Annotated in this window: 25 protein-coding genes; 21 read left to right on the forward strand and 4 right to left on the reverse strand. The window is 64.5% G+C overall.

The window, feature by feature from the left end; all coding sequences use genetic code 11:
* The first annotated feature begins 216 nt into the window (after nucleotides 1–216).
* The gene (locus GDA49_04555; protein ID MBC6439677.1) at nucleotides 217–438 is read left to right on the forward strand and encodes a hypothetical protein; all 222 of its coding nucleotides are present in this window, start codon (nucleotides 217–219) and stop codon (nucleotides 436–438) included.
* A 140-nt stretch (nucleotides 439–578) separates the two neighbouring features.
* Nucleotides 579–821, forward strand: a complete 243-nt coding sequence (locus tag GDA49_04560) for a hypothetical protein (GenBank protein ID MBC6439678.1) — start codon at nucleotides 579–581, stop codon at nucleotides 819–821.
* Here the strand turns inward: GDA49_04560 and GDA49_04565 are convergent.
* Entirely contained in the window at nucleotides 805–1,437 is a 633-nt protein-coding gene (locus GDA49_04565) for a hypothetical protein (GenBank protein ID MBC6439679.1), read from the reverse strand. The two genes, GDA49_04560 and GDA49_04565, sit on opposite strands and share 17 nt — an antisense overlap.
* A 146-nt stretch (nucleotides 1,438–1,583) precedes the next feature.
* Nucleotides 1,584–2,096, reverse strand: a complete 513-nt coding sequence (locus GDA49_04570; protein ID MBC6439680.1) for an AhpC/TSA family protein — start codon at nucleotides 2,094–2,096, stop codon at nucleotides 1,584–1,586.
* Between the two features lie 79 nt (nucleotides 2,097–2,175).
* Here GDA49_04570 and GDA49_04575 point away from each other — a divergent pair, with 79 nt between their 5' ends.
* The 4 genes from GDA49_04575 to GDA49_04590 all read left to right on the forward strand — a co-directional run bounded on the left by GDA49_04575 (nucleotide 2,176) and on the right by GDA49_04590 (nucleotide 8,026).
* On the forward strand, nucleotides 2,176–2,739 hold the full coding sequence (locus GDA49_04575; protein MBC6439681.1) for a septation protein A: 564 nt from the start codon (nucleotides 2,176–2,178) through the stop codon (nucleotides 2,737–2,739).
* Between the two features lie 99 nt (nucleotides 2,740–2,838).
* Nucleotides 2,839–4,401, forward strand: coding sequence for a trimethylamine methyltransferase family protein (locus tag GDA49_04580; GenBank protein ID MBC6439682.1), 1,563 nt, complete (start codon nucleotides 2,839–2,841; stop codon nucleotides 4,399–4,401).
* The gene (locus GDA49_04585) at nucleotides 4,398–6,347 is read left to right on the forward strand and encodes an FAD-dependent oxidoreductase (protein ID MBC6439683.1); all 1,950 of its coding nucleotides are present in this window, start codon (nucleotides 4,398–4,400) and stop codon (nucleotides 6,345–6,347) included. Before GDA49_04580 ends, GDA49_04585 begins: the two co-directional genes overlap by 4 nt.
* A complete protein-coding gene (locus GDA49_04590) occupies nucleotides 6,347–8,026 on the forward strand; it encodes a thiamine pyrophosphate-binding protein (GenBank protein MBC6439684.1) in 1,680 nt (559 codons plus the stop codon). Before GDA49_04585 ends, GDA49_04590 begins: the two co-directional genes overlap by 1 nt.
* Before the next feature lie 45 nt (nucleotides 8,027–8,071).
* Here GDA49_04590 and GDA49_04595 read toward each other — a convergent pair whose 3' ends face one another.
* Both GDA49_04595 and GDA49_04600 read right to left on the reverse strand, forming a co-directional pair.
* Nucleotides 8,072–8,677 (reverse strand): DUF1013 domain-containing protein, encoded by a 606-nt coding sequence (locus GDA49_04595; GenBank protein ID MBC6439685.1) that lies wholly within the window; start codon nucleotides 8,675–8,677, stop codon nucleotides 8,072–8,074.
* A gap of 89 nt (nucleotides 8,678–8,766) precedes the next feature.
* On the reverse strand, nucleotides 8,767–9,744 hold the full coding sequence (locus GDA49_04600) for an NAD(P)H-quinone oxidoreductase (GenBank protein ID MBC6439686.1): 978 nt from the start codon (nucleotides 9,742–9,744) through the stop codon (nucleotides 8,767–8,769).
* A 97-nt stretch (nucleotides 9,745–9,841) separates the two neighbouring features.
* Here GDA49_04600 and GDA49_04605 point away from each other — a divergent pair, with 97 nt between their 5' ends.
* From GDA49_04605 to GDA49_04675, 15 genes are all read left to right on the forward strand, one after another.
* Nucleotides 9,842–10,024 carry a DUF1192 domain-containing protein gene (locus GDA49_04605; GenBank protein MBC6439687.1) on the forward strand — a complete coding sequence of 61 codons (183 nt, stop codon included), beginning with the start codon at nucleotides 9,842–9,844 and terminating at the stop codon, nucleotides 10,022–10,024.
* Between the two features lie 110 nt (nucleotides 10,025–10,134).
* On the forward strand, nucleotides 10,135–10,884 hold the full coding sequence (locus GDA49_04610) for a YebC/PmpR family DNA-binding transcriptional regulator (GenBank protein MBC6439688.1): 750 nt from the start codon (nucleotides 10,135–10,137) through the stop codon (nucleotides 10,882–10,884).
* Nucleotides 10,884–11,393, forward strand: a complete 510-nt coding sequence (gene ruvC / locus GDA49_04615) for a crossover junction endodeoxyribonuclease RuvC (GenBank protein MBC6439689.1) — start codon at nucleotides 10,884–10,886, stop codon at nucleotides 11,391–11,393. The genes GDA49_04610 and ruvC overlap by 1 nt, the downstream gene beginning before the upstream one ends.
* Nucleotides 11,390–11,995 (forward strand): Holliday junction branch migration protein RuvA, encoded by a 606-nt coding sequence (ruvA, locus tag GDA49_04620; GenBank protein ID MBC6439690.1) that lies wholly within the window; start codon nucleotides 11,390–11,392, stop codon nucleotides 11,993–11,995. The genes ruvC and ruvA overlap by 4 nt, the downstream gene beginning before the upstream one ends.
* Entirely contained in the window at nucleotides 11,992–13,035 is a 1,044-nt protein-coding gene (gene ruvB, locus GDA49_04625) for a Holliday junction branch migration DNA helicase RuvB (GenBank protein MBC6439691.1), read from the forward strand. The genes ruvA and ruvB overlap by 4 nt, the downstream gene beginning before the upstream one ends.
* Nucleotides 13,028–13,435, forward strand: a complete 408-nt coding sequence (gene ybgC / locus GDA49_04630; GenBank protein ID MBC6439692.1) for a tol-pal system-associated acyl-CoA thioesterase — start codon at nucleotides 13,028–13,030, stop codon at nucleotides 13,433–13,435. The genes ruvB and ybgC overlap by 8 nt, the downstream gene beginning before the upstream one ends.
* An 87-nt stretch (nucleotides 13,436–13,522) precedes the next feature.
* Nucleotides 13,523–14,203 carry a protein TolQ gene (gene tolQ / locus GDA49_04635; protein MBC6439693.1) on the forward strand — a complete coding sequence of 227 codons (681 nt, stop codon included), beginning with the start codon at nucleotides 13,523–13,525 and terminating at the stop codon, nucleotides 14,201–14,203.
* Nucleotides 14,203–14,661 carry an ExbD/TolR family protein gene (locus GDA49_04640; protein ID MBC6439694.1) on the forward strand — a complete coding sequence of 153 codons (459 nt, stop codon included), beginning with the start codon at nucleotides 14,203–14,205 and terminating at the stop codon, nucleotides 14,659–14,661. The genes tolQ and GDA49_04640 overlap by 1 nt, the downstream gene beginning before the upstream one ends.
* A 36-nt stretch (nucleotides 14,662–14,697) precedes the next feature.
* Complete coding sequence (locus GDA49_04645) at nucleotides 14,698–15,558, forward strand: hypothetical protein (GenBank protein ID MBC6439695.1); 861 nt, start codon at nucleotides 14,698–14,700, stop codon at nucleotides 15,556–15,558.
* A gap of 5 nt (nucleotides 15,559–15,563) precedes the next feature.
* The gene (gene tolB, locus GDA49_04650; GenBank protein ID MBC6439696.1) at nucleotides 15,564–16,898 is read left to right on the forward strand and encodes a Tol-Pal system protein TolB; all 1,335 of its coding nucleotides are present in this window, start codon (nucleotides 15,564–15,566) and stop codon (nucleotides 16,896–16,898) included.
* A gap of 147 nt (nucleotides 16,899–17,045) precedes the next feature.
* Nucleotides 17,046–17,570 carry a peptidoglycan-associated lipoprotein Pal gene (gene pal, locus GDA49_04655; GenBank protein ID MBC6439697.1) on the forward strand — a complete coding sequence of 175 codons (525 nt, stop codon included), beginning with the start codon at nucleotides 17,046–17,048 and terminating at the stop codon, nucleotides 17,568–17,570.
* 154 nt (nucleotides 17,571–17,724) lie between these two features.
* Nucleotides 17,725–18,588: a tol-pal system protein YbgF gene (gene ybgF / locus GDA49_04660; GenBank protein ID MBC6439698.1), complete on the forward strand. Its 864-nt coding sequence runs from the start codon at nucleotides 17,725–17,727 to the stop codon at nucleotides 18,586–18,588.
* A gap of 121 nt (nucleotides 18,589–18,709) precedes the next feature.
* Entirely contained in the window at nucleotides 18,710–18,937 is a 228-nt protein-coding gene (locus GDA49_04665) for an OmpA family protein (GenBank protein ID MBC6439699.1), read from the forward strand.
* 43 nt (nucleotides 18,938–18,980) lie between these two features.
* A complete protein-coding gene (gene tilS, locus GDA49_04670; GenBank protein ID MBC6439700.1) occupies nucleotides 18,981–20,285 on the forward strand; it encodes a tRNA lysidine(34) synthetase TilS in 1,305 nt (434 codons plus the stop codon).
* A gap of 30 nt (nucleotides 20,286–20,315) precedes the next feature.
* A complete protein-coding gene (locus GDA49_04675) occupies nucleotides 20,316–22,235 on the forward strand; it encodes an ATP-dependent metallopeptidase FtsH/Yme1/Tma family protein (GenBank protein MBC6439701.1) in 1,920 nt (639 codons plus the stop codon).
* Nucleotides 22,236–22,295: the final 60 nt, after the last annotated feature.

The raw sequence follows: 22,295 nt of genomic DNA on the forward strand, positions 1-22,295 counted from the left end.
ATGACAATAATGGGTCCAGGCGTGGGGTGCAGTCAGCGATCACCTTGCGCCAGAATTCCACGGCCGCAGTGTTTTCGGGTACCTGAGACACCTGCCATCGTCTGGCGAAACGCCCGAAGGCTTCGACCGCGGTGCGACGGCCGACATCGCGCTCGATGCACTCGCCTGGGCGGAGGCCGCTGTCGAGCGCATGTCGCGCGTGCGTGCCTGGTTTGGATGCCGCCTTTCCTTTCCCATGTGGCCGAGAACTTCCCCGAGCTTGATGTCGCTTATGACGTGACGTTGCCCGACGACACCCTGGATGCGCTGGCGCGCGGACGCATCGATGTCGCCGTCTTTCCGCGGGCCCCGCCGGAGCAGCACGTCTTTGTACGCGTGCTGTTCGAGGACGATCTTGTCGCATGTCGGTACGCAGACGGTGCTGGCGATCAGAGCTGAATTGATCCCTCTGTTTTCCATGACTGGACCGACATCACCGAAGAGGACAATCCCGTCTAGGACCCCGGGTTTGTCGCGAGGCTCCAACCGGCCGGCGTGAAGCTGCTTCGGATCCTGCCGGCGGTCTCCTTCATCATCCCTTGCCGATCTGGTCGCGGGCGGCGTCGGCCGCACCATCGTTCAGGCAGCGCTTCGACGCGGCGCTTGATCGCGCCGACGTCACGTGCCGCTGCCTCGGACCCGGTGGCTCGTCGGTTTCGCGGTACGTGGCCTATCGACGGAAGGACCGGGGTGGCATGTCCGCAAAACACCTGTTCGAGCGACTGTTCCACTGGTTCGCCCGGAAGGACGCCACCTCCGATCCGATCAACCTGCCGGACTGAGCTGCGCGAGCTTGATCGGTCCCGGTGAGACCCAGAAGCAGAAGGTGAAGAGCGGCGTTTTCTGCGTGATCATCTCATGCGGCAGCCACGGCGTGTTGTGGATCGGCTCGCCCGCGGGTCGCAGCCTTGGTTTCTCGTCGTCCTGGCTCCACAGCGTGTCGCCGCCGAAGGGAAAGTAGATTTCCTCGGCCTCGTGATAGTAGCGCGGATAGTGGCGCCCCGGGCCGATCACGAAGAAGGCGGCGATCACCCGGTCGTGCGGGATCAGCGCGTCGTAGCCCAGAATGTTGGCGTAGCAGTAGTTCGCCATGTACTCATCGCCGAGCGCCTCGCGGTAATGCTCAGTGCGGATCCACCGCAAATGCGGTTCGAAGGCTGCGAAGGCGCGGGCGAGATCCGCCATCGGTCCGTCCTCGGCCATCGCAAGGGCGCTCTTGAGGTGACGGCAGCCGGGCAGGCGCAGAGGTTCCGGCGGCGGCCATGGCAGGTCGGCTCCTTCAAGGGCCTCGATCAACGTCCCGATGGGGCGCGCCTGATCGGGGCAGGCACCCGCCCGCTCGTTTAGGAACCGCAGAATCTTTGTGCGCAGAACGCCGAAGCTGGTCTCGATGGACATGCCATTCATCCGTTCAGGGTAGCCATGGCGTTGAGCGCGTCGACAACATCGGCCGGTTCGGCCCGCTCACGATCATCCGGATGGGCTGAAGCGAAGGCGCTCTTGCGGTCCTGGCCGACAACGAACACCGCCGGTACCGGGAGCTCCTAGCTCTCGTCATCGTTGATCTTGCCGAGGTCGAGGCCGTTCCGCTCATAGAGCGGCCGGGACTCGTCGTCGAGCCGGTAGACAAGGCCGAACGTCCTCGCGGTCTGGTTGCCGGGATCGCTCAGGATTTCCAGCGAGAGCGCATCGATTTCATCCTCGGTCAACGAACCGTCGGGCGCTTCCGGCGAAATCGCCACCAACGACGTTTTGCATGCCTTGATGTCCGGCAAAGCGAGTTGGTAGGCCGCGAGTTCGGCGCTGCAATAGGGACACCAGCGGCCGCGATAGAAGACCAGAACCACTGGCCCCTGCATCAGCAGCGCCCGTAACGCGGTCGCGTTGCCGCGGGCATCGGACAGAATGAAGCTGGGCGCATCGTCACCAACCTTCTGGGCGCGCGTTCCGGCGCCGCTGTTGGCGTTGACAATGCGGTTGACCATGGTGCCGATCGAGGCGGCGAGGTCGGACGGCAGCGTGTTCTCGATGGAGCTCAGTTCGGCTTGCAGGCTCATGTCTCGGGCTCGCAGGTGGTTGTCAGCGGCGGAGCAAATCCGATATTGGTTGCCAAGACCCTCCAGACAACGGCTTGGCATGACATCAGATGCACCGCCTCGCTGGCTGACGCCAGCGACCGAATACGGCCCGCTTGCGGTGTTCTTCGTCGCCTATCTGATGTCGGATCTGATGACCGCGACGGTGGCCCTGATGGTGGCCACGCTCTGTGCGCTGGCTCTTGGCTACGGCGTGGCGCGTCACGTGCCGAAGATGGCTCTGGTTGCTGCCGGGTTCGTCGGCGTCTTCGGAGCCCTCACGCTGATCCTGCAGGACGACACCTTCATCAAGATGAAGCCGACCATCGTTCAGCTCCTGTTCGCCGTGCTGCTGGCCGGCGGTCTGGCGCTGGGCAAGTCGCCGCTGCAGTTCGTCGTGGGCAAGGCGCTTGGTCTTGATGATGCGGGCTGGAGGGGCCTGACGCTGCGCTTTGCCGTGTTCTTCGTTGCCATGGCCGCGCTCAACGAGTTGGTCTGGCGTACCCAGAGCGAGCTCATCTGGGTGAACTTTAAGGTGTTCGGTCTCATGGCGCTGACGATCGGCTTCACGCTGTCCCAGATTCCGTTCATGAACAGGCACATGAAACCGGACGACGAGAGCTAGCGGCGTTAACCCTACCACCAAGAATTCCGCATTTGTCGCCCGTGGTGCCTGACGACTAGGCTTAATCTTCCTCATGCCTGACACGGGCAGGCTGTGACGATGGACGAGGCCCAGACCGCGAAACCGCAACGCCGGGGACGCAGTGCGCGCCATGCCGAGCGCGCCGCGCCGCTTCCGCCCGACGAACGGGCGGTTTGGCCTGGCATGTCCGGCGGGCGTTACCAGCCGCTCTCCGACAGCGATGTGGCACAGGTCCAGGAGGCTGTCATGCGGCTGCTGGAGGACATCGGATTCGCCGGCGCGATTCCGCCGATGATTGAGCGCGTGTCCGAGCGTGGCGGCTGGGTCTGCGAGCACGGGCGGCTTCACTTTCCCCGCGCCCTCGTCGAGGACATCCTGGCGCGTAGCCGGAAGCGTTTCGTTGCGCACGGTCAGACCCCGGAGCACGACCTTGAGATCGCCGACGGTCGCGTGCATTTCGGTTCCGGTGGCGCCTCGCCCAACATCGTCGACCTGGACACCGGGCTTTATCGCGGGGCGAACCTGGCCGATCTTTACGATGTCGCTCGCATTGTCGACACGCTGCCCAACATCCATTTCTACGACCGCTCGCTCGTCGCCCGTGACGTGGAGGACGTGCGCGCGTTCGATCTCAACACCGCCTACGCCATCCTCTCGGGCACGGCCAAGCACGTCGGCACCAGCATCACGGTGGCGGACAACGTTGAGGATGTCGTAGCGCTGTTCGACACGGTCGCGGGCGGCGAGGGTCGGTACCGCAAGCGGCCATTCGCCATGCTGCTGTCCTGCCATGTCGTTCCGCCCATGCGCTTCGCCGAAGAGGCGCTTTGGGTCATCGAAAAGGCGATCCCGCTCGGCATGCCGGTCATGCTGGTCTCGGCCGGGCAGGCCGGAGCGACAGCGCCGGTCAAACTCGCCGGCACGGTCGCCCAGGCCGTCGCCGAGGCGCTCGCGGGACTGGTCTACTGCAATCTGATCGACCCAGAAGCTACTGTTATCACTGGCCCCAAACCGATCGTCTCGGATCTGCGCACGGGTGCGATGTGCGGCGGCAGCGGCGAGCAGGCGATCGTCGCTGCGGCGACCACCCAGATGGCGCGCCAATACGGCATTCCCTGCAGCGTGATGGCGGGGATCTCCGACTCCAAGATCCCGGACGCCCAATCGGGCTATGAGAAGGGCTACACGATCACGCTGGCAGCCCAGGCCGGCTGCTCCATGGTAACCCAGACCTGCGGCATGCAGGCAAGTCTTCTGGGACTGACGATGGAAGGTTACGTCATCGACAACGACATGCTGGGTGCCATCCTGAGAACCGTGCGCGGCATCGAGGTCAGCGATGAAAGCCTCTCGGTCGAGACCATTCGTGATGTGGTGCTGGGCGAGGGGCACTATCTCGGCCACGCCCAGACGCTCGAGAACATGACCCGCGACTATCTCTACCCCGACATCGCCGACCGCCTCTCGCCCTCCGACTGGGAGGAGAAGGGGGGTAGGGACATCCGCGACCGGGCCAGGGACGAGGTCCGGCGCATCCTCGCCTCGCACTATCCCCGCCACATCGACGATGCGACCGATCGGCGTCTGCGCGAGCGTTTCCCGATCAGGCTGCCGCGGGAGCGAATGGCTCCGGCACCATGAATGCGGCGTTTCCCAACCTCTTCTCGCCGGTCGATCTGGGAACCACCAGGGTTCGCAACCGGATCGTTTCGACCGGCCACCACACGCACCACTCCCATGGTGTGCCATCGGATCGTTACATCGCCTATCAGGAAGCGCGTGCGCGGGGCGGTGCCGGACTGATCGTGGCCGAGGTGGCCGGTGTTCATCAGACCGCCCATTTTGCTGACAACTTCCTGCAGGCCGACACACCCGCGTGCATCCCCGGTTACCGCCGGCTGGCCGAGGCAGTTCACGGCCACGGCGCCGCGCTGTTCGGCCAGCTCTTTCACCCGGGTCGCGAGGTGCAATCGACGCCCGACGGGACGCTCGCAACTGCCTACGCGCCATCGTCGGTGCCGAACGAACGTTTCCACATCATGCCGCGGTCGATGTCGGACGCGTTGATCGAAGAGGTCATTGAGGGCTTTGGGCGCAGCGCCGGCCATATGGTGGAGGCCGGGCTTGATGGCGTGGAGCTGGTCGCAAGCCAGGGCTACCTGCCGGCCCAGTTTCTCAATCCCCGCCTCAACCTTCGTGAAGATTGCTGGGGCGGCTCTTTCGAGAACCGATTTCGCTTCGTCGTGCACTGTCTTGACGCGATGCGTTCGGCCATCGGTGACCGGAGCCTGGGGATGCGCATTTCCGGCGACGAACTCGAACCGGCCCAAGGACTCAGCGCCGACGAGGTTGTCGACATCTGCGCAGTCTTGGCGCCGAAGCTCGATTACATCAGCGTGGTCGCGGGCATGTCGTCGAGCCTGGGTGCCTCAATCCATATCGCCGCACCGATGGGTGTGCCTGCGGGTTACGTCGCGCCCTACGGCCGGCGCATCAAGGAGGCCACTGGTCTGCCCGTGATTGTGACCGGCCGTGTCAACCAGCCGCAGACGGCCGAAACAATCCTGGCATCGGGTGATGCGGATCTTTGTGGCATGACCCGTGCGATGATCTGCGACCCACAGATGCCCGCCAAGACGCAGGCGGGTCGATTGGACGACATCAGGGCGTGCATCGCATGTAACCAGGCCTGCATCGGTCACTCGCACAAAGGCGTGCCGGTCTCCTGCATCCAGTATCCCGAAAGTGGGCGGGAGGTTGAGTTCGGCGACATCACCCCGGCTGACGCCCACAAGCACGTGATGGTGGTGGGGGGCGGTCCCGCCGGCATGAAGGCGGCTGCGGTTGCGGGGGCACGAGGCCATGACGTGACCCTGCATGAAGCTGCGGATCGCCTTGGTGGACAGGTCCTGCTGGCGCAGCGTCTGCCGGGGCGCGAGGAATTCGGCGGGATCGTTCAGAACCTTGAGCGCGAGATGCGCGAGGCCGGTGTGTCCGTCCGACTGGGATCGCATGTCGATCAGGCGACGATCGCGTCCGACACGCCAGACGCCGTGATCGTTGCGACCGGAGGCGTGCCGTATCGCCCAGCGATCGAGGGCGAGGAGGAGGCGCATGTTGTCGACGCCTGGCAGGCGCTTGATGGCGCCAATATCGGCAACCGGATTGTCATTGCAGACTGGCGCTGTGACTGGATCGGCATCGGGCTCGCCGAGATGCTCGCGAGCTCGGGCCGTCATGTAAGGTTGATGGTCAACGGCGCGATGGCAGGCGAAATCCTCCAGCTCTACGTGCGCAATCACTACGTCGGTCGTCTTCACAGGCTGGGCGTCGAGATCCGCACCCATGCGCGGCTGTTCGGTGCCGATGCCGGCAGCGCCTACTTCCAGAACACACTGACCAACGAAGCGATTGTCGCAGACGATGTCAACACGCTGGTTCTTTCACTCGGGCAGACGCCCTGTGATGACCTCGGCGAAGCCTTGGAACGCGCGGGCATTGCCTTCACCCGTATCGGTGACTGCCTCGCCCCCCGCACTGCCGAAGAGGCGGTTCTCGAGGGCCTGCAGGCGGCCTGGGAGGTTTGATGAACGAACGGATCGGTGCTGGCGAAGCGGTGGTCGGCTTGCTCGAACAGGCCTGTGTCGGAACCGTCTTCGGTCTGCTCGGCGGTTCCATGCTGGAGCTTTACGACGCCCTGCGTTCGTCGGAGATTGCCTACGTCGGTACGCGGGACGAGCGGGCCGCGGGCCACATGGCCGACGGTTACGCCCGCATCACCGGTGGTCCCGGCGTCGTGCTGGGGGCGCAGGCTGGGCCCGGTGTTGCAAACCTGGTGACAGCGATCGCCGAGGCGCACTTGGCCTATTCGCCCGTCGTTGCGATTGCGGGGGCAATCTCGCGCGAGCAGGCCGGGCGTGACACGTTCCAGGAGATCGACCAGCAGGCGCTCTTTGCCCCGATCTCCAAGCGGTCGATCGTGGTCCCTGGGCCCGATCGCCTGCCTGAACTGATGGCCGAGGCCATGCGGGTCGCGATGACCGGTCGGCGTGGTCCCGTTGTGTTGCATGTGCCGCGCGATTGCTTTGCGGCCGATGTTCCTGCCAGCACGTCGCTGCTTCATCTGCAGGCATCCGCCGGCGGGCCGTCCTGCGTACAGCTCGATGCGATCGTCGGCATGCTGCGCGACGCGCGGCGCCCGGTCCTTGTGGCCGGCGCTGGCTTCAAATGGTCGGGCGGTTCACAGGCGCTGGCCACCCTGGCCGAGGCGCTGGAGGTTCCGGTCGTGGCGTCGACAGGGCACCACGATGTCCTGCCGACCGATCATCCGCTGCTGGCTGGCCAGGCCGGACCGCGCGGCAATCGCGCGGCAAGCGCCCTGACCCGCGATGCCGATCTGATCTTGGCGCTGGGAACACGGCTCGGTTTCAACTCGACCTTCCACAGCAATGACTATGTCGCCGCCGACGCCAGGATCGTTCAGGTCGACATCGATGCCATGGCGCTCGGCCGACACTTCCCGGTGTCGCTTGGGATCGTCGCGGATGCACGCGCGACGGCCGTCGCGCTGCACAACAGAGTGCGAGCCGAGGGTATCGATGGCGCGGCCTGGTCGTCGTGGACGTCGGCCTTCACGGCGAACCGCGAGGCGCTGAATGCCGAGCGCAGGGAAGAGGCGCGTCAGACGGGCGATCCCCTGCCGCCTGTGCGTGTCTTCGGGGAGATTCGCGAAGCACTGCCGGAGAATGTGATCGTCACGCTCGACACCGGGGCAATGTGTCTCCAAGCCGCCGACCGGATGCGGTTCGGGCAGACGCCGGGCCTCGTCACGCCGCTCGACTTCGGCCTCGTCGGCTTCGGCTACGCCGCTGCCCTGGGCGCTCAGGCGGCAGCGCCTGACAGGCCCGTCGTCTCCATCATGGGCGACGGCGGTTTCGGCATGACGATGATCGAGATGACGACGGCCGTACAGCATGGTCTTCCGGTCGTCGCGGTCGTGCTCGACAACGGCGCCTGGGGCGCGGAGAAGGCCTATCAGCGCGACTTCTTCGATGCGCGCTATCTCGGTGCCGATCTGCTCAACCCGAGTTACCCCACCTTTGCCGAACAGATCGGCGCGAAGGGCTACACGGCATCGGAACCGGGCGAGGTCGGCCGGATGCTCTCGGAGGCACTCGCGGCGGGTGAACCCGCCGTCATCCAAGTCGCGGTCGATCGGGAAGCGATGTCCAGCCTGCGCAAGGACCTCTTCAGGAGACCGGTGTAGGACGTTCGACGCGACGCATCCAGGATGATGCGGCGGGCCAAAAGACTACGCCTCGCCGATTTCCTTCGGTTCCTCGGCGTCGCGGGCGGCGAGCTCGGCGCGGGCGGCGGCGAGGTTCTTTTCCAGTGTCGCAGCCTTGGCGTTTGCCTTCTCGATCTCGACGTTGAGGTCCTTGGCCGTGCACAGCCCCAGCAGAACGGGATCCTTCGGCTCCAGTTCCTCGGAGTTGCGGTGGGTGCCCTCGCGCACATGGGTTATGGTCTGCTTGGTCGTGCCGATCAGGCGCACGATCTGGGCGTCGGCAAGCTGCGGGAACCGCTTCAGCAGGTAGGCGATGGCGTCGGGCTTGTCCTGGCGTTTGGAGACCGGTGTGTAGCGCGCCTTGCTCTGCTTGATCTTGGGCAGGTCCTTGCGCTCGCGCAGCTTGAGCGACGCATCGGGGTCGGCTTCGCATCGCGCGATCTCGTCAGCGTCCATCTGGCCCCACAGAACCGGATCCTGGCCGACGATGCTGGTCGCGACCTCGCCGTCGGCGATGCTCTGGATCTCGAGCTCATGCATGCCGCACAGGTCGGCGATCTGCTTGAAGGTCAGCGTCGTGTTGTAGACCAGCCAGACGGCGGTTGCCTGGGGCATGAGCAACTTTGCCATCATGTCTCCTTGATACGGCGCGGCCGCGAATCGGGCCCAGTACGGAAGCTACCTAATCGATCAGTCGTTCTCTGACAACCGATCCGCCGTCATTCCATGGTCAGCACCACCTTGCCCACGTGGTCGCCGTCGATGGCGTCCTGCGCCTCGGCAGCCCGGACCAGGGGATAGGCGGCGTGCATGACGGGCTTGACCCGGCCGTTCTCCAGCAGCGGCAGGACCTCACGTTTGAGCTCCTCGGCGATCGCACCTTTCTCGAGGACCGACCGCGCCCGCAGGGTGGAACCGGTGATGGTCGCGCGCTTCATCATCAACGGGGCGAAGTTCACCTCGGCCTTCGGCCCGCCCAGGAACGCGATGAAACAGAGCCGGCCTTCGGTTGCCAGCGCCTTGATGTTCTTCGGAATATAGCTGCCGCCCACCATGTCGAGGATGACGTTGACGCCCCGCCCATCGGTCAGGTCGGCCGTCACTTCGACGAAATCCTCGGTGCGATAGTTGATACCGCGCTCGGCACCGAGCGCTTCGCAGGAACGGCAGCGCTCGCCGCTGCCGGCAGTGACGAAGACGCGCGATCCCCGGGCTTGGGCGAGCTGAATGGCGGTGGTGCCGATACCGCTTGCACCACCGTGCACCAGCAGTGTTTCGCCGGCCTGCAGGCGCGAGCGCTGGAAGACGTTGGTCCAGACGGTGAAGAAGGTCTCAGGGACCGCAGCGGCCTCGGCCATCGTCAAGGCCTCGGGAACGGGCAGGGCCTGCGGTGCGGGGACCACGCAGTACTCCGCGTAGCCGCCACCTGAGACGAGCGCCATGACCTTGTCGCCGACGGTCAGATCGGCGGAGTCCGGGCCGTTGGCCACCACCTCGCCCGAGATTTCCAAGCCTGGGATGTCGCTGGCGCCGGGCGGGGGCGGATAACCCCCGGCGCGCTGCAGCAGGTCCGGCCGGTTGACGCCGGCGGCCGCGACCTTGACCAGCACCTCGCCGATCGACGGCACCGGTACCGGTCGTTCCGCGATCTTGACGACCTCGGATCCGCCGCTGCCGTCGTACGCGATCGCGCGCATGGTCATGGGCAGGTCGGTCATGGCGATCTCCGGGGCGATTCAGTCGTTTGACGATCTGCTCTATAACAGGGTTACCGGATCAAGCGAGGAGAACGCCATGGACATCGACGATGTGGAGCCCAAACGGCCCACGGCCAAGCCTCGGAACCTGGAGACCATGTCGATTGAGGCGCTCAAGGATTACGTCGCGGAACTCGAAGCCGAGATCGGCCGCGCCCGGGCCATGATCAACAGCAAGGAAGGTGCCCGCGCGTCGGCCGATTCCGTGTTCAAAATCTGACGATCCGCCCACAGTTTGCGTCCCCTCGGGGGACCGGATGTGGTATTGTCAATGTGTCAACGCGCGATATCTGGACGCCAACCGAAGACAGAAACGAGTCAGAGGACATTATGGCCGGCCATTCCAAATGGAAGAACATCATGTACCGCAAGGGCGCACAGGATGCGAAGCGCGCCAAGCAGTTCACCAAGGTGGGGCGCGAGATCGCCGTTGCCGCCAAGACGGGCATGCCGGACCCCGAGCACAATCCGCGCTTGCGGGCCGCGATCCAGGCTGCGCGTGCCGTGAACATGGGCAAGGACGCCATCGAACGGGCCATAAGGAAGGCCGCCGGTGGTGACGACCAGACGGACTATCAGGAGATGCGCTACGAGGGTTACGGACCCGGCGGCATCGCAGTCATTGTCGAGGCGCTGACCGACAACCGCAACCGGACCGCATCCGAGGTCCGCGCCGCGTTCAACAAGTTCGGCGGATCCTTGGGCGAGACCGGCAGTGTCTCCTTCATGTTCGAACGGTTCGGCCAGGTCGTGTTCGGTGCCGACGTCGGCGATTCCGACACCATCTTCGAAGCGGGACTTGAGGCTGGCGCCAGCGATGTCGTCTCCGACGGTGACGGCCACACAATCTACTGTGCCCCCGGTGATTTCGGCCAGGTCAGCGAGGCGCTCTCCGATCAGTTCGGCGATCCGCAGGAAGCTGGCCTGATCTGGAAACCCGGCAACACCATCGAGATCGATGAAGAAAAGGGCAGCACCCTGCTCAAGCTCATCGACGTCCTTGAGGACAACGATGACATTCAGTCGGTCGCGGCGAACTTCGAGATCGCCGCCGACGTTATGGAACGGCTGGTCGCCTGATGCGGATCCTGGGCCTGGATCCGGGCCTCCAACACACCGGCTGGGGTGTGATCGACATCGAAGGGAACTCCCTGCGCCACGTGGCGCATGGCGTGATCTCGCCTGCGATCAAGGCCGCCATGGCCGAGCGGCTGACGGCGATCTATGACGGTGTGGTCGACGTGCTCAACGCGCGCCATCCCGACGGCGTGGCGATCGAGGAAACTTTCGTCAACCGCAATCCGGACAGCACGCTGAAGCTTGGTCTTGCGCGCGGCGCGGCGCTCGTGGCTTCCGCCTCGACCGGCCTGCCGGTTGCGGAGTACGCGGCGCGGCTGGTTAAGAAGTCGGTCGTCGGCACGGGCAAGGCCGACAAGGATCAGATCGCCGCCATGGTGGCGATGCTGCTGCCCGATTCCGGCGTGAAGAGCGCCGATGCGGCCGATGCGCTCGCCGTTGCGATCTGCCACGCCCACCACGCGGAGACCTTGGGACCGCAGCGCCGTCTGACGGCGGCCGTGACCGCATGATCGGCAAGCTGACAGGCACGCTCGACACGGCCGGCGAGGACTGGGCGATTCTTGATGTTGGCGGCGTCGGCTACGAGCTCTCCTGTTCGACCCGTACCTTGCGCACCCTGGGCGACGGCGCGACCAGTGTTTTCGTCGAGACCTTCATCCGCGACGACCGGATCGTCCTCTACGGATTTGCCGATCACGCCGAACGTTATTGCTTCCGCATCCTGATGACCGTGCAAGGGGTCGGCGCGCGTGTCGCGCTGGCGATCCTGTCGGTGCTCGCACCCGAGGAGCTGACCCAGGCCATCATGGCCGGGGACAAGACGGCGGTGGCGCGCGCCAGCGGCGTCGGCCCGCGCCTCGCCCAACGGGTCGTCACCGAGCTGAAGGACCGCATGGGCGATATCGGCCCTGGACCGGGTGCCGCGCTGCAACCGGGAGCGCCGGCAACGGCCGATGCGGGGCCCGACGCCGACGCCCTCTCGGCACTGGTCAACCTGGGCTACGGGCGCTCGGAGGCGTTCGCTGCGGTCGTTGCAGCCCGCAAGCTTCTGGGTGAGGGCGCGGATGTCGCGGCGCTGATCCGTGGCAGCCTCAAGGAGCTCTCGCAGTGAGTGACGATAGGCTGGTCAGCGGCGCGCCGGGCTCCGACGATGTCGAGGGTTCTCTCCGCCCACAGGCGCTCGACGACTTCATCGGCCAGCGTCAGGTCTGCCGTAACCTCGCCATCTTCGTGCAGGCGGCGCGCGGACGTGGCGAGGCGCTGGACCATGTGCTGCTGCATGGACCGCCCGGACTGGGCAAGACGACGCTGGCCCAGATCGTCGCTCGTGAACTCGGTGTCGGGTTTCGCGCCACCTCGGGCCCGATCATCGTGCGTGCGGGTGACCTCGCCGCGCTGCTGACCAACCTCGAAGAACGCGACGTCCTCTTTATCGACGAGATTCACCGCCTCAATCCTGCCGTAGAAGAGGTGCTTTATCCCGCCATGGAGGACTTCCAGCTCGACCTCATCATCGGCGAGGGGCCGGCGGCACGCTCCGTGCGCATTGATCTGCCGAAGTTCACGCTGGTGGGCGCGACGACGCGGTCGGGTCTTCTGACCATGCCGCTGCGTGAACGTTTTGGCATTCCGCTCAGGCTCGACTTCTATGACGCCGACGACCTCGCGATCGTCGTGTCGCGCGCGGCGCGCATCATGGAGGCGCCGCTGTTGGACGACGGCGCCATGGAGATCGCACGACGGGCCCGCGGAACACCGCGCGTGGCCGTACGGTTGCTGCGCCGCGTGCGTGACATTGCCCATGTGGAAGGTGCGGACACCATTGATGCGGCTGTGGCCGACGCTGCGCTCGCGCGACTGGACGTCGATGCCCGCGGGCTCGACACCATGGATCGGCGTTATCTCGCCTGCATTGCCGAACACTATGGCGGCGGGCCGGTCGGTGTTGAAACGGTCGCGGCGGCCCTGTCGGAGCATCGCGACGCCCTGGAGGACGTCATTGAGCCGTTCCTCATTCAGCAGGGTTTCGTGCAGCGCACGCCGCGGGGCCGCATGATCACGCTGGCGAGTTACGAGCATCTCGGGCTCAACGCGCCGAAAGGCCGCAAGGATCAGGTCGAACTCTTCATGGACGGGGGAGAGGATGGATGATCGCGTCCATCGCCACTCGGTCCGGGTCTACTACGAGGACACCGACGCTGGCGGCATTGTTTATCACACGGCCTATCTGCGCTTTGCCGAACGCGGCCGCACGGAGTGCCTGCGGGTTTGCGGGTTCGACCACGGCACCCTGCGCGAGGAAGCCGGTGGCGGCTTCGTCGTGCGCGAGATGGCGATCGACTTCCGGGCTGCCGCGTCGCTCGACGATGAACTGGTTGTTTCGACGAACGTCCGGGATGTCTCGGGCACCAGTGTCCGCATGGAACAGAACGTGATGCGCGGTGACGACACGCTCGTTCGGCTTGATGTGAAGCTCGCTTTCCTGTCGCCATCGGGGCGGCCGGGTCGCATACCGCCCGGTGTCCGACAGGCGTTTCTGAATCGTGAATGAGGGAGAGGGCGCGCAAGCGCCCTCGGTCTGAAGGAGAAGAAGACCTTGGAAATTGCCGCTCTCGCCGGCTCCGCGCCGGAAGCCAGCATGTCGGTCTGGAGCCTGTTCTGGCGCGCCGACATCATCGTCAAATTTGTGATGATCATCCTGTTCGGTGCCTCGGTGTGTTGCTGGTCGATCATCTTCGACAAGGTGGTCCGGCTGCGTCGGCTTCGTAGCCAAGCCGAGGATTTCGAGGAGTCGTTCTGGTCCGGCGGCTCGCTGGAGGATCTCTATGGCCGTATCGGACGCGATCCAGGCAACCCCATGTCCGCCGTATTCGCGGCCGCCATGGAGGAACTCGGACGGGCGATGCAGCGTCAGGACATGATCGCCGATGACCTGCTGCGCGCCGGTCTGCAGCAGCGCATCAACCAGGCCATGCACGTCAGCGCCGATCGCGAGATGGACCGTCTCGAACGTTACATGAGCTTCCTCGCCACCGTCGGCTCGACCGCTCCGTTCATCGGCCTGTTCGGCACGGTCTGGGGCATCATGAACGCTTTCACCGCCATCGCCGTGAGCAAGGACACCTCGCTCACGGTCGTCGCGCCGGGCATTGCCGAGGCGCTTTTCGCGACGGCACTCGGCCTGCTTGCGGCCATCCCCGCCGTGATTGCCTACAACAAGCTCTCGACCGATCTCGACCGCTACGGCAGCCGGCTTGAGACCTTCGCCGCCGAGTTCCATTCGCTTCTCTCGCGCCAGCTCGACGAGAAGGGCGGCTGATGGCGATCCAGTTCAGTGCGAGCGGCGGCGGCCAGCGCAGCGCCAGGGCGCGGCGCCGACGGCCGCCCATGAGCGAGATCAACGTCACGCCCTTCGTCGACGTGATGCTCGTTCTGCTGATCGTCTTCATGGTCGCCGCACCGCTGCTCACCGTCGGTGTGGAGGTCGACCTGCCCGACGCCAATGTCGGCGAGCTGAGCGGAACCGACGAACCGATCGAAGTTTCGGTGCAGGCCGACGGATCAATCTATCTGATGGAGACGCCGGTCACGATTGGCGAGCTCGGCCCTCGAATGGTCGCAATCACACAGAACAATTCGGATGTCAGGGTATTCGTGCGGGGCGACCGCGGGGTCGCCTATGGAGAGATCATGGCCGTGATGGGCGCGCTCAACGAGGCTGGCTACCGCCGGCTTGCGCTGGAAGCCGAGCGGCCGCGCGAGGCTGCGGAGCAATAGCCCTTGTGGTCGACGGGATTCATAGCCTCGAGCGTGATGCATGCCCTTCTGGTGGTGCTCGCCATCGTCGGTCTGCCCGAGCTGTGGCGCAGCGAGCTGGAGCCGATTGAATCCGTGACTGTCGAGCTTGTGACGATCGCCGACGAGGCCCGTGCGCTCGCGCCGGAGCCGGAACCCAAGCCCGAGATCGAGGAAATCGCGCCACTCGAACCGGAGCCCGAAGTGGTCGAACTGGAAACGCCAGAACTGCTGCCGCTGCCCGAGATCGAATCGACCCCCGAGCTGGAACCCTTGGCGGAATTCGACGTGCCGGAGCCGTTCGAACTTCCCGAGCCCGAACCGCTGCCCGAGCCCGAACCGCAGGTGACGTCCGAGCCCGCGCCCCTGCCGTACGAAAAGCCGGAGGTACCGCCGAAGCCTGCGCCCGAGGAGGAGGTCTTCATGGCCAGTGTGATGGAAAGCCTGCTGCTCGACCGCGCCGATGAAGAACGTGCTCCACAGGAAATGACGACGGAGACGACCTTCGACGACGTGCTTTCGTTGCTCGAATCGACGTCCAATACGCCGCCCTCGGACGAAGAAACAGCGACGATTGTTCATGCGATCGCGCAACAGATCGCCAAACACTGGACCATTCCTGCGGGTGCTTCGGGAGCCGAGACTCTGATCGTGGAAATCGACGTGGCACTCGCCACGGATGCCACGGTCCTGCGGGCTGCTGTCATTGAAGTCGTGGGCAATAGCTCTGAAGAACTCAAACGCGCTGCCAGCGATGCCGCCCTGCGCGCGGTCAACTATTTCCGCGACCAACCGTTCCTGAATTTGCCCGTGGATCGCTATGATATCTGGCGCAATCTGATCATTCGTTTCGACCCGAGCCAGATGCTGAGGACCTGATCACCATGATGCCTTGCCGAACTGTCCTTCGTTGTGTTGCAACTCTGGTTCTCGTCACGGGCTTGGCCCCAGGCACCGCTCTCGCGCAGCTTGAGGTCGATGTTACCATCGGTCAGAACGATCCCCTGCCGATAGCCGTGACCAAATTCCACGGCACCGGCACCGAAGCCATCGTGGGCGCCAGTATCGCGCAGGTCGTGTCGGCCGATCTGGAGCGGTCCGGGCTGTTTGCGCCCATCGAGCAGGCGGCGTTCATCCAGCGGTCCGAGGACATCGGCGAGGAGGGCTTGCCGCGCTTCGGTGACTGGCGCACGATAAACGCCCAGGCGCTGATCACGGGCTGGGTCACTCGTGAGGCCGACGGTCGCATCAAGGTCAGCTTCCGCCTGTGGGACACATTCAGCGAAGAGCAGCTCGACGGATACGTCTATCGCGGTGGCGAGGACATCTGGCGGCGCATTGCGCACAAGATTTCTGACGCCGTCTACGAGCGCCTGACCGGTGAGGCCGGCTACTTCGACACCCGTATCGTCTATGTCTCGGTGTCGGGCACCGAACTTGAACCCATCAAGCGCCTTGCGATCATGGATCAGGACGGCACCAACCACCGGTACCTGACCGACGGCTCAGACCTCGCGCTCACGCCCAGATTCTCGCCGACGGAGCAGGAGATCACCTATGTGGAGCTCTCCGATGACCAGTCCGCCCGCGTCTTCCTGCTGGAGCTCGACACGGGACGGCAGGAGCCCCTGGGCAACTTCGAGGGGATGTATTTCGCACCGCGCTTCTCACCGGATGGTCGTGAGGTGATCCTGTCACAGGCGGTCAACGGCAACACTGACATCTACATCATGGATCTCGCAACACTGCATACCCGCCGGCTGACCTCCGATCCTGCCATCGACACGTCACCCTCCTTCTCGCCCGATGGGAATTTCGTGACGTTCACCTCGGATCGGGGCGGCAAGACACAGATCTACGTCATGCGTTCGGACGGCAGCGGCGTGCAGCGCATCACGTTCGGCAACGGGCGTTACTCGACCCCCGTCTGGTCGCCGCGCGGCGATCTCATCGCCTTCACGAAACAGCACAACAGCCGGTTTTACATTGGTGTCATGAACATCGACGGCTCGGGCGAGCGGCTCATTTCCGAAGGATACCTCGTCGACAGTCCGACCTGGGCGCCCAATGGTCGTGTGCTGATGTTCCTCAAGGAGAGTCTGGTGGGTGCCCAAACCATCGAACAGCTCTTCACGATCGATCTCACAGGCTTCAATGAGCGTGTTGTGCTGACCCCGGAGGAGGGCTCCGACCCTGCTTGGTCTCCCTTGCTTCCCTAGCGTCGGAACACTATAGTCCGCGCAAGTTTTCGCAGCGCTGGTGACGGCGTTGCGCTGACTTTGGTTGACATCGCAGGGCAGCCGGAGAATCCTTCGGGCATTCCTTGGGGCGCGTCAGCCACCAACCCATTGAAGAGGAAAGCTTCCATGCGCTTCAAACTGTTTAGCCTGTTCGCAGCAAGTCTTTTGATCGCCGCGTGCGAATCGACCCGGGATGCCTCGGATTCAGATGCCGGCACCAGCGGCGTTTCAGGCATTTCAGAGGAAATGCAGGACAGCGGTATGTCGGAGGAAATCCAGGTCGAGGAGATCAATCCCCGCTCGGCTGAATACGTCACCGAGGTGCTGGGTGATACGGTCTACTTCGACTTCGACAGCTCCGTCATCAGCGCCCGGGCGCAGGGCATGATCGAGCGCTGGGCTGAGTGGATGAACGACTACGGCGACATTGTCGTCATCGTCGAAGGTCACGCTGACGAGCGCGGCACGCGCGAATACAATCTTGCCTTGGGTGAGCGGCGCGCGAATGCGATCAAGAACTACCTTGTTGCGCTCGGCGTTGATCCCGGCCGGATCACCAACATCAGCTTCGGCAAGGAACGTCCGGCGGTCGAAGGCCATACCGAAGCGGCTTGGGCACAGAACCGCCGCGGCGTGCTCGTTCTGGAATAACGCGCCGCAGCGGACAGTTTGGCGGGACGTCCCCTTCCGATTGCGGTGCCCGCCCCTCGCCGCGGTTTCTCCGCGAGGTACGATCCGTCTCCATGCTGTGTGCCGGATTTGCCCGTTCGCCGCTCCGCCGGGACAGAGATCGACGGGAATGACGATGATGAAGACGTTGTGCCTGATGCTTGTGGTCTTCGCCGTGGCGTTTGCTGCTGTGCCCGTGCGCGCCCAGTCCAACGACATCCAGGCGCTGGTCCGCGAGTTGGAACGACTGCGTACCGATCTCGTCGACCTTCAGCGGTTTGTCTATCCCGGTGAGGGCGAACCCGTGACCACGGCGATCGAACCCGGCCAGGATGGGGCGCAGTTACAGCTAAGCATCCAGAACCTTGAAGAGAGGGTTCGGCACCTCACCGGCCGGGTCGAACAGCTCGAGTTCCAGCAGCGGGAACTGGTCGCGCGCATGGACACGTTCGTCGCCGACGTCGAAGCCCGTTTTCAGGATGCGCCGTCAGCCGCTTTGGCGACCGACACCGCGACCGCCGATACCGCTGCGCTTGATGAGGGTACGGCTGAGCTCATGGTCGAACCAGAGACTGATACGGCGTCGAACGCCGCGGGCGCGATTCTGCCGCCGGGTTCGGAGATGGATCAGTACAACTTTGCCTACTCGTTGCTGCGCAAGGCGGACTACGATAATGCCGGGATTGCCTTCAACGAGTTCATCACCGTCTATCCCGAAAGCGAACTGACAAGCAACGCCTACTATTGGCTGGGTTCCACCTACTTCGTGCGCAAGATGTTCCGCGAGGCCGCTGAGGCCTTCCTGCGCGGCTACCAGGATGCGCCGAACGGGCCGAAGGCGGCCGGCAACCTCCTGACGCTCGGTGTCGCCCTCTCGCGTCTCGAAGAGTTCGACGTGGCCTGTGCCACCTTCAAGGAGTTTGAAAGCAACTTCCCCGATGCTCCCGCAATTCTTCTGGACAGGGCTTCAGAGGAAGCCTCGGCTGCAGGGTGCAATTAAGGACCAGTTCAGGGCGTTTCCGGGTCGTCTGAGGACTTGGGTTGGCAGTGACGGTGCGGGTGAGGTGTCGGCGTAGCTTCGATTTCAGGGGGCATGGTGGGCGGTATCTTCGTTCTGTGCGCTGTTCTGTGTCGTCATCGAAGGCCACACCGATGAGCACGGCAGCCGTGAGTGCAGCCTCGCTCTGGGCGAACGCTGCGCAGCAGCGCTGCGCGACCTGCCGATTGCTCTCGGTATCGACGGGAGCGGGATCGCCACGATCAGCTACGGCAAGAAACGTCCGGTCGAGGCCGGCCATACCGGGCAGGCTTGGAGCAGGAACCGTCGCGCCGTGCTGACAATCACCTGATCTCGGCAGTGACAGTGCTCTTGGGCATCGCCATGATGACGCGATGACGTGCGCAACCGCCGATCTATTGTCGCCGCTGGATGCGGGGACCTTTGATGCCCTGATGGCCACCTTCGAACCCTGGGAGATGCGACCGCGCCTTGCGGTCGGTCTCTCGGGTGGGGCGGACAGCAAGGCATTGACCCTGTTGGCGCGCGACTGGCTTGCGGCCCGCGACGGGGAGCTCGTTGCCCTGGTGGTCGATCATGGTCTGCGCCCCGAAGCCGCGCCCGAGGCGGAGGCAGTCGCCGCCTGGTGCCGCCGCCTTGCCATCAATGTCGAGGTTCTGCGTTGGCAGAGCACCAGGCCGGTGTCGGGGATTGAAGCCGCCGCCCGCTCGGCGCGTCACGACCTGCTGAAACGGGCCGTGGAGCGTCGGGGCATTCTCCACCTGCTGCTTGCCCATCATGTGGACGATCAGGCCGAAACCGTCGCAATGCGAAGGGAAAGCGGCAGCGGTACGCGCGGTTTGGCGGGCATGAGCGCCTGTGTGGAGTGGGCCGGATACCGTGTCCTCCGGCCTTTCCTCGGTGTGCCCAGGGAGCGCCTCGTCGCCACGCTCAAAACACGGCATGAAACCTGGGTTGAGGATCCCATGAACAGGGACACACGCTTCGCCCGTGCGCGCCTGCGGAGTCGTGGCAACCTGCCGGCGCCGGACTGCAACATGGCGACGGCACGGATCCGGCTCGAGGACGATCTCGCCGCGGCGTTGCCCGGTCTCCTGACGCTCGACCGGTTCGGTGCAGCCGCCTTGGATCGCAGGGTCTTCAGGTCGCTTCCGGATGATCTCGCGCGGCTTGTTCTGATGTCCGTTGCGCGTCTGGTCGGCGGACTGGAGCACGCCCCGCGCGGTGACCGCATCGAGGCCATGGCCGGTGCATTGCGGTCGGCCGAACCGGTTTCCAGGACACTGGGGCGCTGCCACTGGAAGGGCGATTCCACGGTGTCGGTGACGCGTGAGGCGCGGCACCTGCCGACGGTCACGGCAAACGGCGGCTTTGACCCCGTTGTCTGGGACCGGCGCTTTCGCGTGGTCCTGCCGAAGGGCACTTGGACGGTCCGGCCGTTCGACCCCGCCGGAGACCGCGAAGTCTGCGGCAATCCGTCGGGCTTTGCCTCGCGTATCGAACGAACATTGCCGGTAATCGACGGACTTGAAGGCCTTGTTGCGGTGCCCCACCTTGACTGGACGACGCTTGGTGCAAACCAGGCCATCCGGGCCCGTTTTGTACCGCCTCAGCCTCTGTCGGGTCCGCGCTTCACGTTATCGTACGGGGCTGGCATCGACAGGGTCAGGACTCCATAATGCCCCGGCGCAAAGGACAGCGAGGACGCTTTGAACAACTTCGGCCGTAATCTGGCGCTTTGGGTCGTGATCGGGCTTCTGATCATTGTCCTGTTCCAGATGTTGCTTGGCGACAACCAGACAACGACGATGTCCTACTCGGATTTTCTTGGTTCCGTAGCCAATGGTCAGGTGACCGAGGTCGAGATCCAGGGTGACAAGATCATCGGCAAGGATCGGGGCGGCGAGTTCACGACGTTCATCCCGCTGAACGATCCGACGCTGATCCCGATGCTGGAGGAAAGCGGTGTGAACATCACCGCGGCACCAGCCGAGGACGGATTGTCGTTCCTCAGCATCCTGTTGTCGTGGTTCCCGATGCTCCTTCTCATCGGTGTCTGGATCTTCTTCATGCGCCAGATGCAGTCGGGCGGCGGCAAGGCCATGGGTTTCGGCCGCTCGAAGGCCAAACTTCTGACCGAAAAGCAGGGCCGGGTGACGTTCGAGGATGTCGCCGGCATCGACGAGGCGAAGGACGAGCTCGAGGAGATCGTCGAGTACCTCAAGAATCCGCAGAAGTTCCAGCGCCTGGGCGGCAACATCCCCAAGGGTGTGCTGCTGGTGGGTCCGCCGGGCACCGGCAAGACCCTGCTGGCCCGGGCCATCGCCGGTGAGGCGAATGTGCCATTCTACACGATCTCCGGTTCGGACTTCGTCGAGATGTTCGTCGGCGTCGGTGCCAGCCGCGTGCGCGACATGTTCAATCAGGCCAAGAAAAACGCGCCCTGTATCATCTTCATCGATGAGATCGACGCTGTCGGCCGTCACCGTGGCGCGGGTCTGGGTGGCGGCAACGACGAGCGTGAGCAGACGCTGAACCAGCTCCTGGTCGAGATGGATGGCTTCGAGGCGAACGAGGGCATCATCCTGATCGCCGCAACCAACCGTCCCGACGTGCTCGATCCCGCGCTGCTGCGTCCCGGCCGCTTCGACCGTCAGGTCGTGGTGCCGAATCCCGACATCCTCGGCCGCGAGAAGATCCTCAAGGTCCACACCCGCAAGGTCCCGATCGGGGCCGATGTGGTTCTCAAGACCATTGCGCGCGGGACGCCCGGTTTCTCCGGCGCTGACCTCGCGAATCTGGTGAACGAGGCCGCGCTGCTCGCCGCCCGCCGCGGCAAGCGCGTCGTCACCATGAAGGAGATGGAGGACGCCAAGGACAAGGTCATGATGGGTGCGGAACGCCGCTCCATGGTCATGACCGAGGATGAGAAGAAGCTGACCGCCTATCACGAGGGCGGCCATGCCATCATGATGCTCTACGTCCCGGGCCATGAGCCGCTGCACAAGGTCACGATCATCCCGCGCGGCCGCGCGCTGGGCCTCACGATGTACCTGCCGGAGCGGGACAAGCTCTCGATCTCCGAGCGCGAGCTCAAAGCCAAGATTGCCAGCCTCTACGGCGGCCGCGTGGCCGAGGAGATGATCTTCGGTAAGGAGAACATCACGACCGGTGCCAGCAACGACATCAAGGTTGCGACCGATCTGGCGCGCCGCATGGTCACGCAGTTCGGCTTCTCTGACAAACTCGGCCCGCTGCTCTATGGCGACAACGAGGAAGAGGTCTTCCTCGGGCATTCAGTGACCCAGCGGAAGAACGTCTCGGAGCACACGACGGCCACGATCGATTCGGAGATTCGTCGTCTGATCGACGAAGGTGAGGCGACGGCCCGTGAGATTCTGGCCGATAAGGCCGACGAGCTGGAACTGCTCGCCCAGGCGCTTCTCGAGCACGAGACGCTCTCGGCCGATGAAGTCCGTCGTGTCATCAAGGGAGAGTCGATCTCGAAGGACGAGAACGGTCAGTCCGAGCGGCCGATGCCGCCGCGTCAGGGTTCGTCCGTTCCCTCGACTGACGGCAAGGGCGAGGCGCCCGGCGGCGCGACGCCGGAACCGCAACCCGGAAGTTGACCTCGCGCCTGCCCGTTCGCGGGCGCACCGGTCTTCCCGACACCGTAGCGCCGACCACCC

Source organism: Rhodospirillales bacterium (assembly GCA_014323865.1).
Classification (GTDB): domain Bacteria; phylum Pseudomonadota; class Alphaproteobacteria; order SP197; family SP197; genus SP197.

Excerpts from the sequence above, each read along its gene's own strand:
- GDA49_04555 (MBC6439677.1), top strand. The coding sequence starts at position 217 with ATGCCGCCTTTCCTTTCCCATGTGGCCGAGAACTTCCCCGAGCTTGAT.
- GDA49_04565 (MBC6439679.1), bottom strand. The coding sequence starts at position 1,437 with ATGTCCATCGAGACCAGCTTCGGCGTTCTGCGCACAAAGATTCTGCGG.
- GDA49_04570 (MBC6439680.1), bottom strand. The coding sequence starts at position 2,096 with ATGAGCCTGCAAGCCGAACTGAGCTCCATCGAGAACACGCTGCCGTCC.
- GDA49_04575 (MBC6439681.1), top strand. The coding sequence starts at position 2,176 with ATGACATCAGATGCACCGCCTCGCTGGCTGACGCCAGCGACCGAATAC.
- GDA49_04580 (MBC6439682.1), top strand. The coding sequence starts at position 2,839 with ATGGACGAGGCCCAGACCGCGAAACCGCAACGCCGGGGACGCAGTGCG.
- GDA49_04585 (MBC6439683.1), top strand. The coding sequence starts at position 4,398 with ATGAATGCGGCGTTTCCCAACCTCTTCTCGCCGGTCGATCTGGGAACC.
- GDA49_04590 (MBC6439684.1), top strand. The coding sequence starts at position 6,347 with ATGAACGAACGGATCGGTGCTGGCGAAGCGGTGGTCGGCTTGCTCGAA.
- GDA49_04595 (MBC6439685.1), bottom strand. The coding sequence starts at position 8,677 with ATGGCAAAGTTGCTCATGCCCCAGGCAACCGCCGTCTGGCTGGTCTAC.
- GDA49_04600 (MBC6439686.1), bottom strand. The coding sequence starts at position 9,744 with ATGCGCGCGATCGCGTACGACGGCAGCGGCGGATCCGAGGTCGTCAAG.
- GDA49_04605 (MBC6439687.1), top strand. The coding sequence starts at position 9,842 with ATGGACATCGACGATGTGGAGCCCAAACGGCCCACGGCCAAGCCTCGG.
- GDA49_04610 (MBC6439688.1), top strand. The coding sequence starts at position 10,135 with ATGGCCGGCCATTCCAAATGGAAGAACATCATGTACCGCAAGGGCGCA.
- ruvC (MBC6439689.1), top strand. The coding sequence starts at position 10,884 with ATGCGGATCCTGGGCCTGGATCCGGGCCTCCAACACACCGGCTGGGGT.
- ruvA (MBC6439690.1), top strand. The coding sequence starts at position 11,390 with ATGATCGGCAAGCTGACAGGCACGCTCGACACGGCCGGCGAGGACTGG.
- ybgC (MBC6439692.1), top strand. The coding sequence starts at position 13,028 with ATGGATGATCGCGTCCATCGCCACTCGGTCCGGGTCTACTACGAGGAC.
- tolQ (MBC6439693.1), top strand. The coding sequence starts at position 13,523 with ATGTCGGTCTGGAGCCTGTTCTGGCGCGCCGACATCATCGTCAAATTT.
- GDA49_04640 (MBC6439694.1), top strand. The coding sequence starts at position 14,203 with ATGGCGATCCAGTTCAGTGCGAGCGGCGGCGGCCAGCGCAGCGCCAGG.
- GDA49_04645 (MBC6439695.1), top strand. The coding sequence starts at position 14,698 with ATGCATGCCCTTCTGGTGGTGCTCGCCATCGTCGGTCTGCCCGAGCTG.
- tolB (MBC6439696.1), top strand. The coding sequence starts at position 15,564 with ATGATGCCTTGCCGAACTGTCCTTCGTTGTGTTGCAACTCTGGTTCTC.
- pal (MBC6439697.1), top strand. The coding sequence starts at position 17,046 with ATGCGCTTCAAACTGTTTAGCCTGTTCGCAGCAAGTCTTTTGATCGCC.
- ybgF (MBC6439698.1), top strand. The coding sequence starts at position 17,725 with ATGATGAAGACGTTGTGCCTGATGCTTGTGGTCTTCGCCGTGGCGTTT.
- tilS (MBC6439700.1), top strand. The coding sequence starts at position 18,981 with ATGACGTGCGCAACCGCCGATCTATTGTCGCCGCTGGATGCGGGGACC.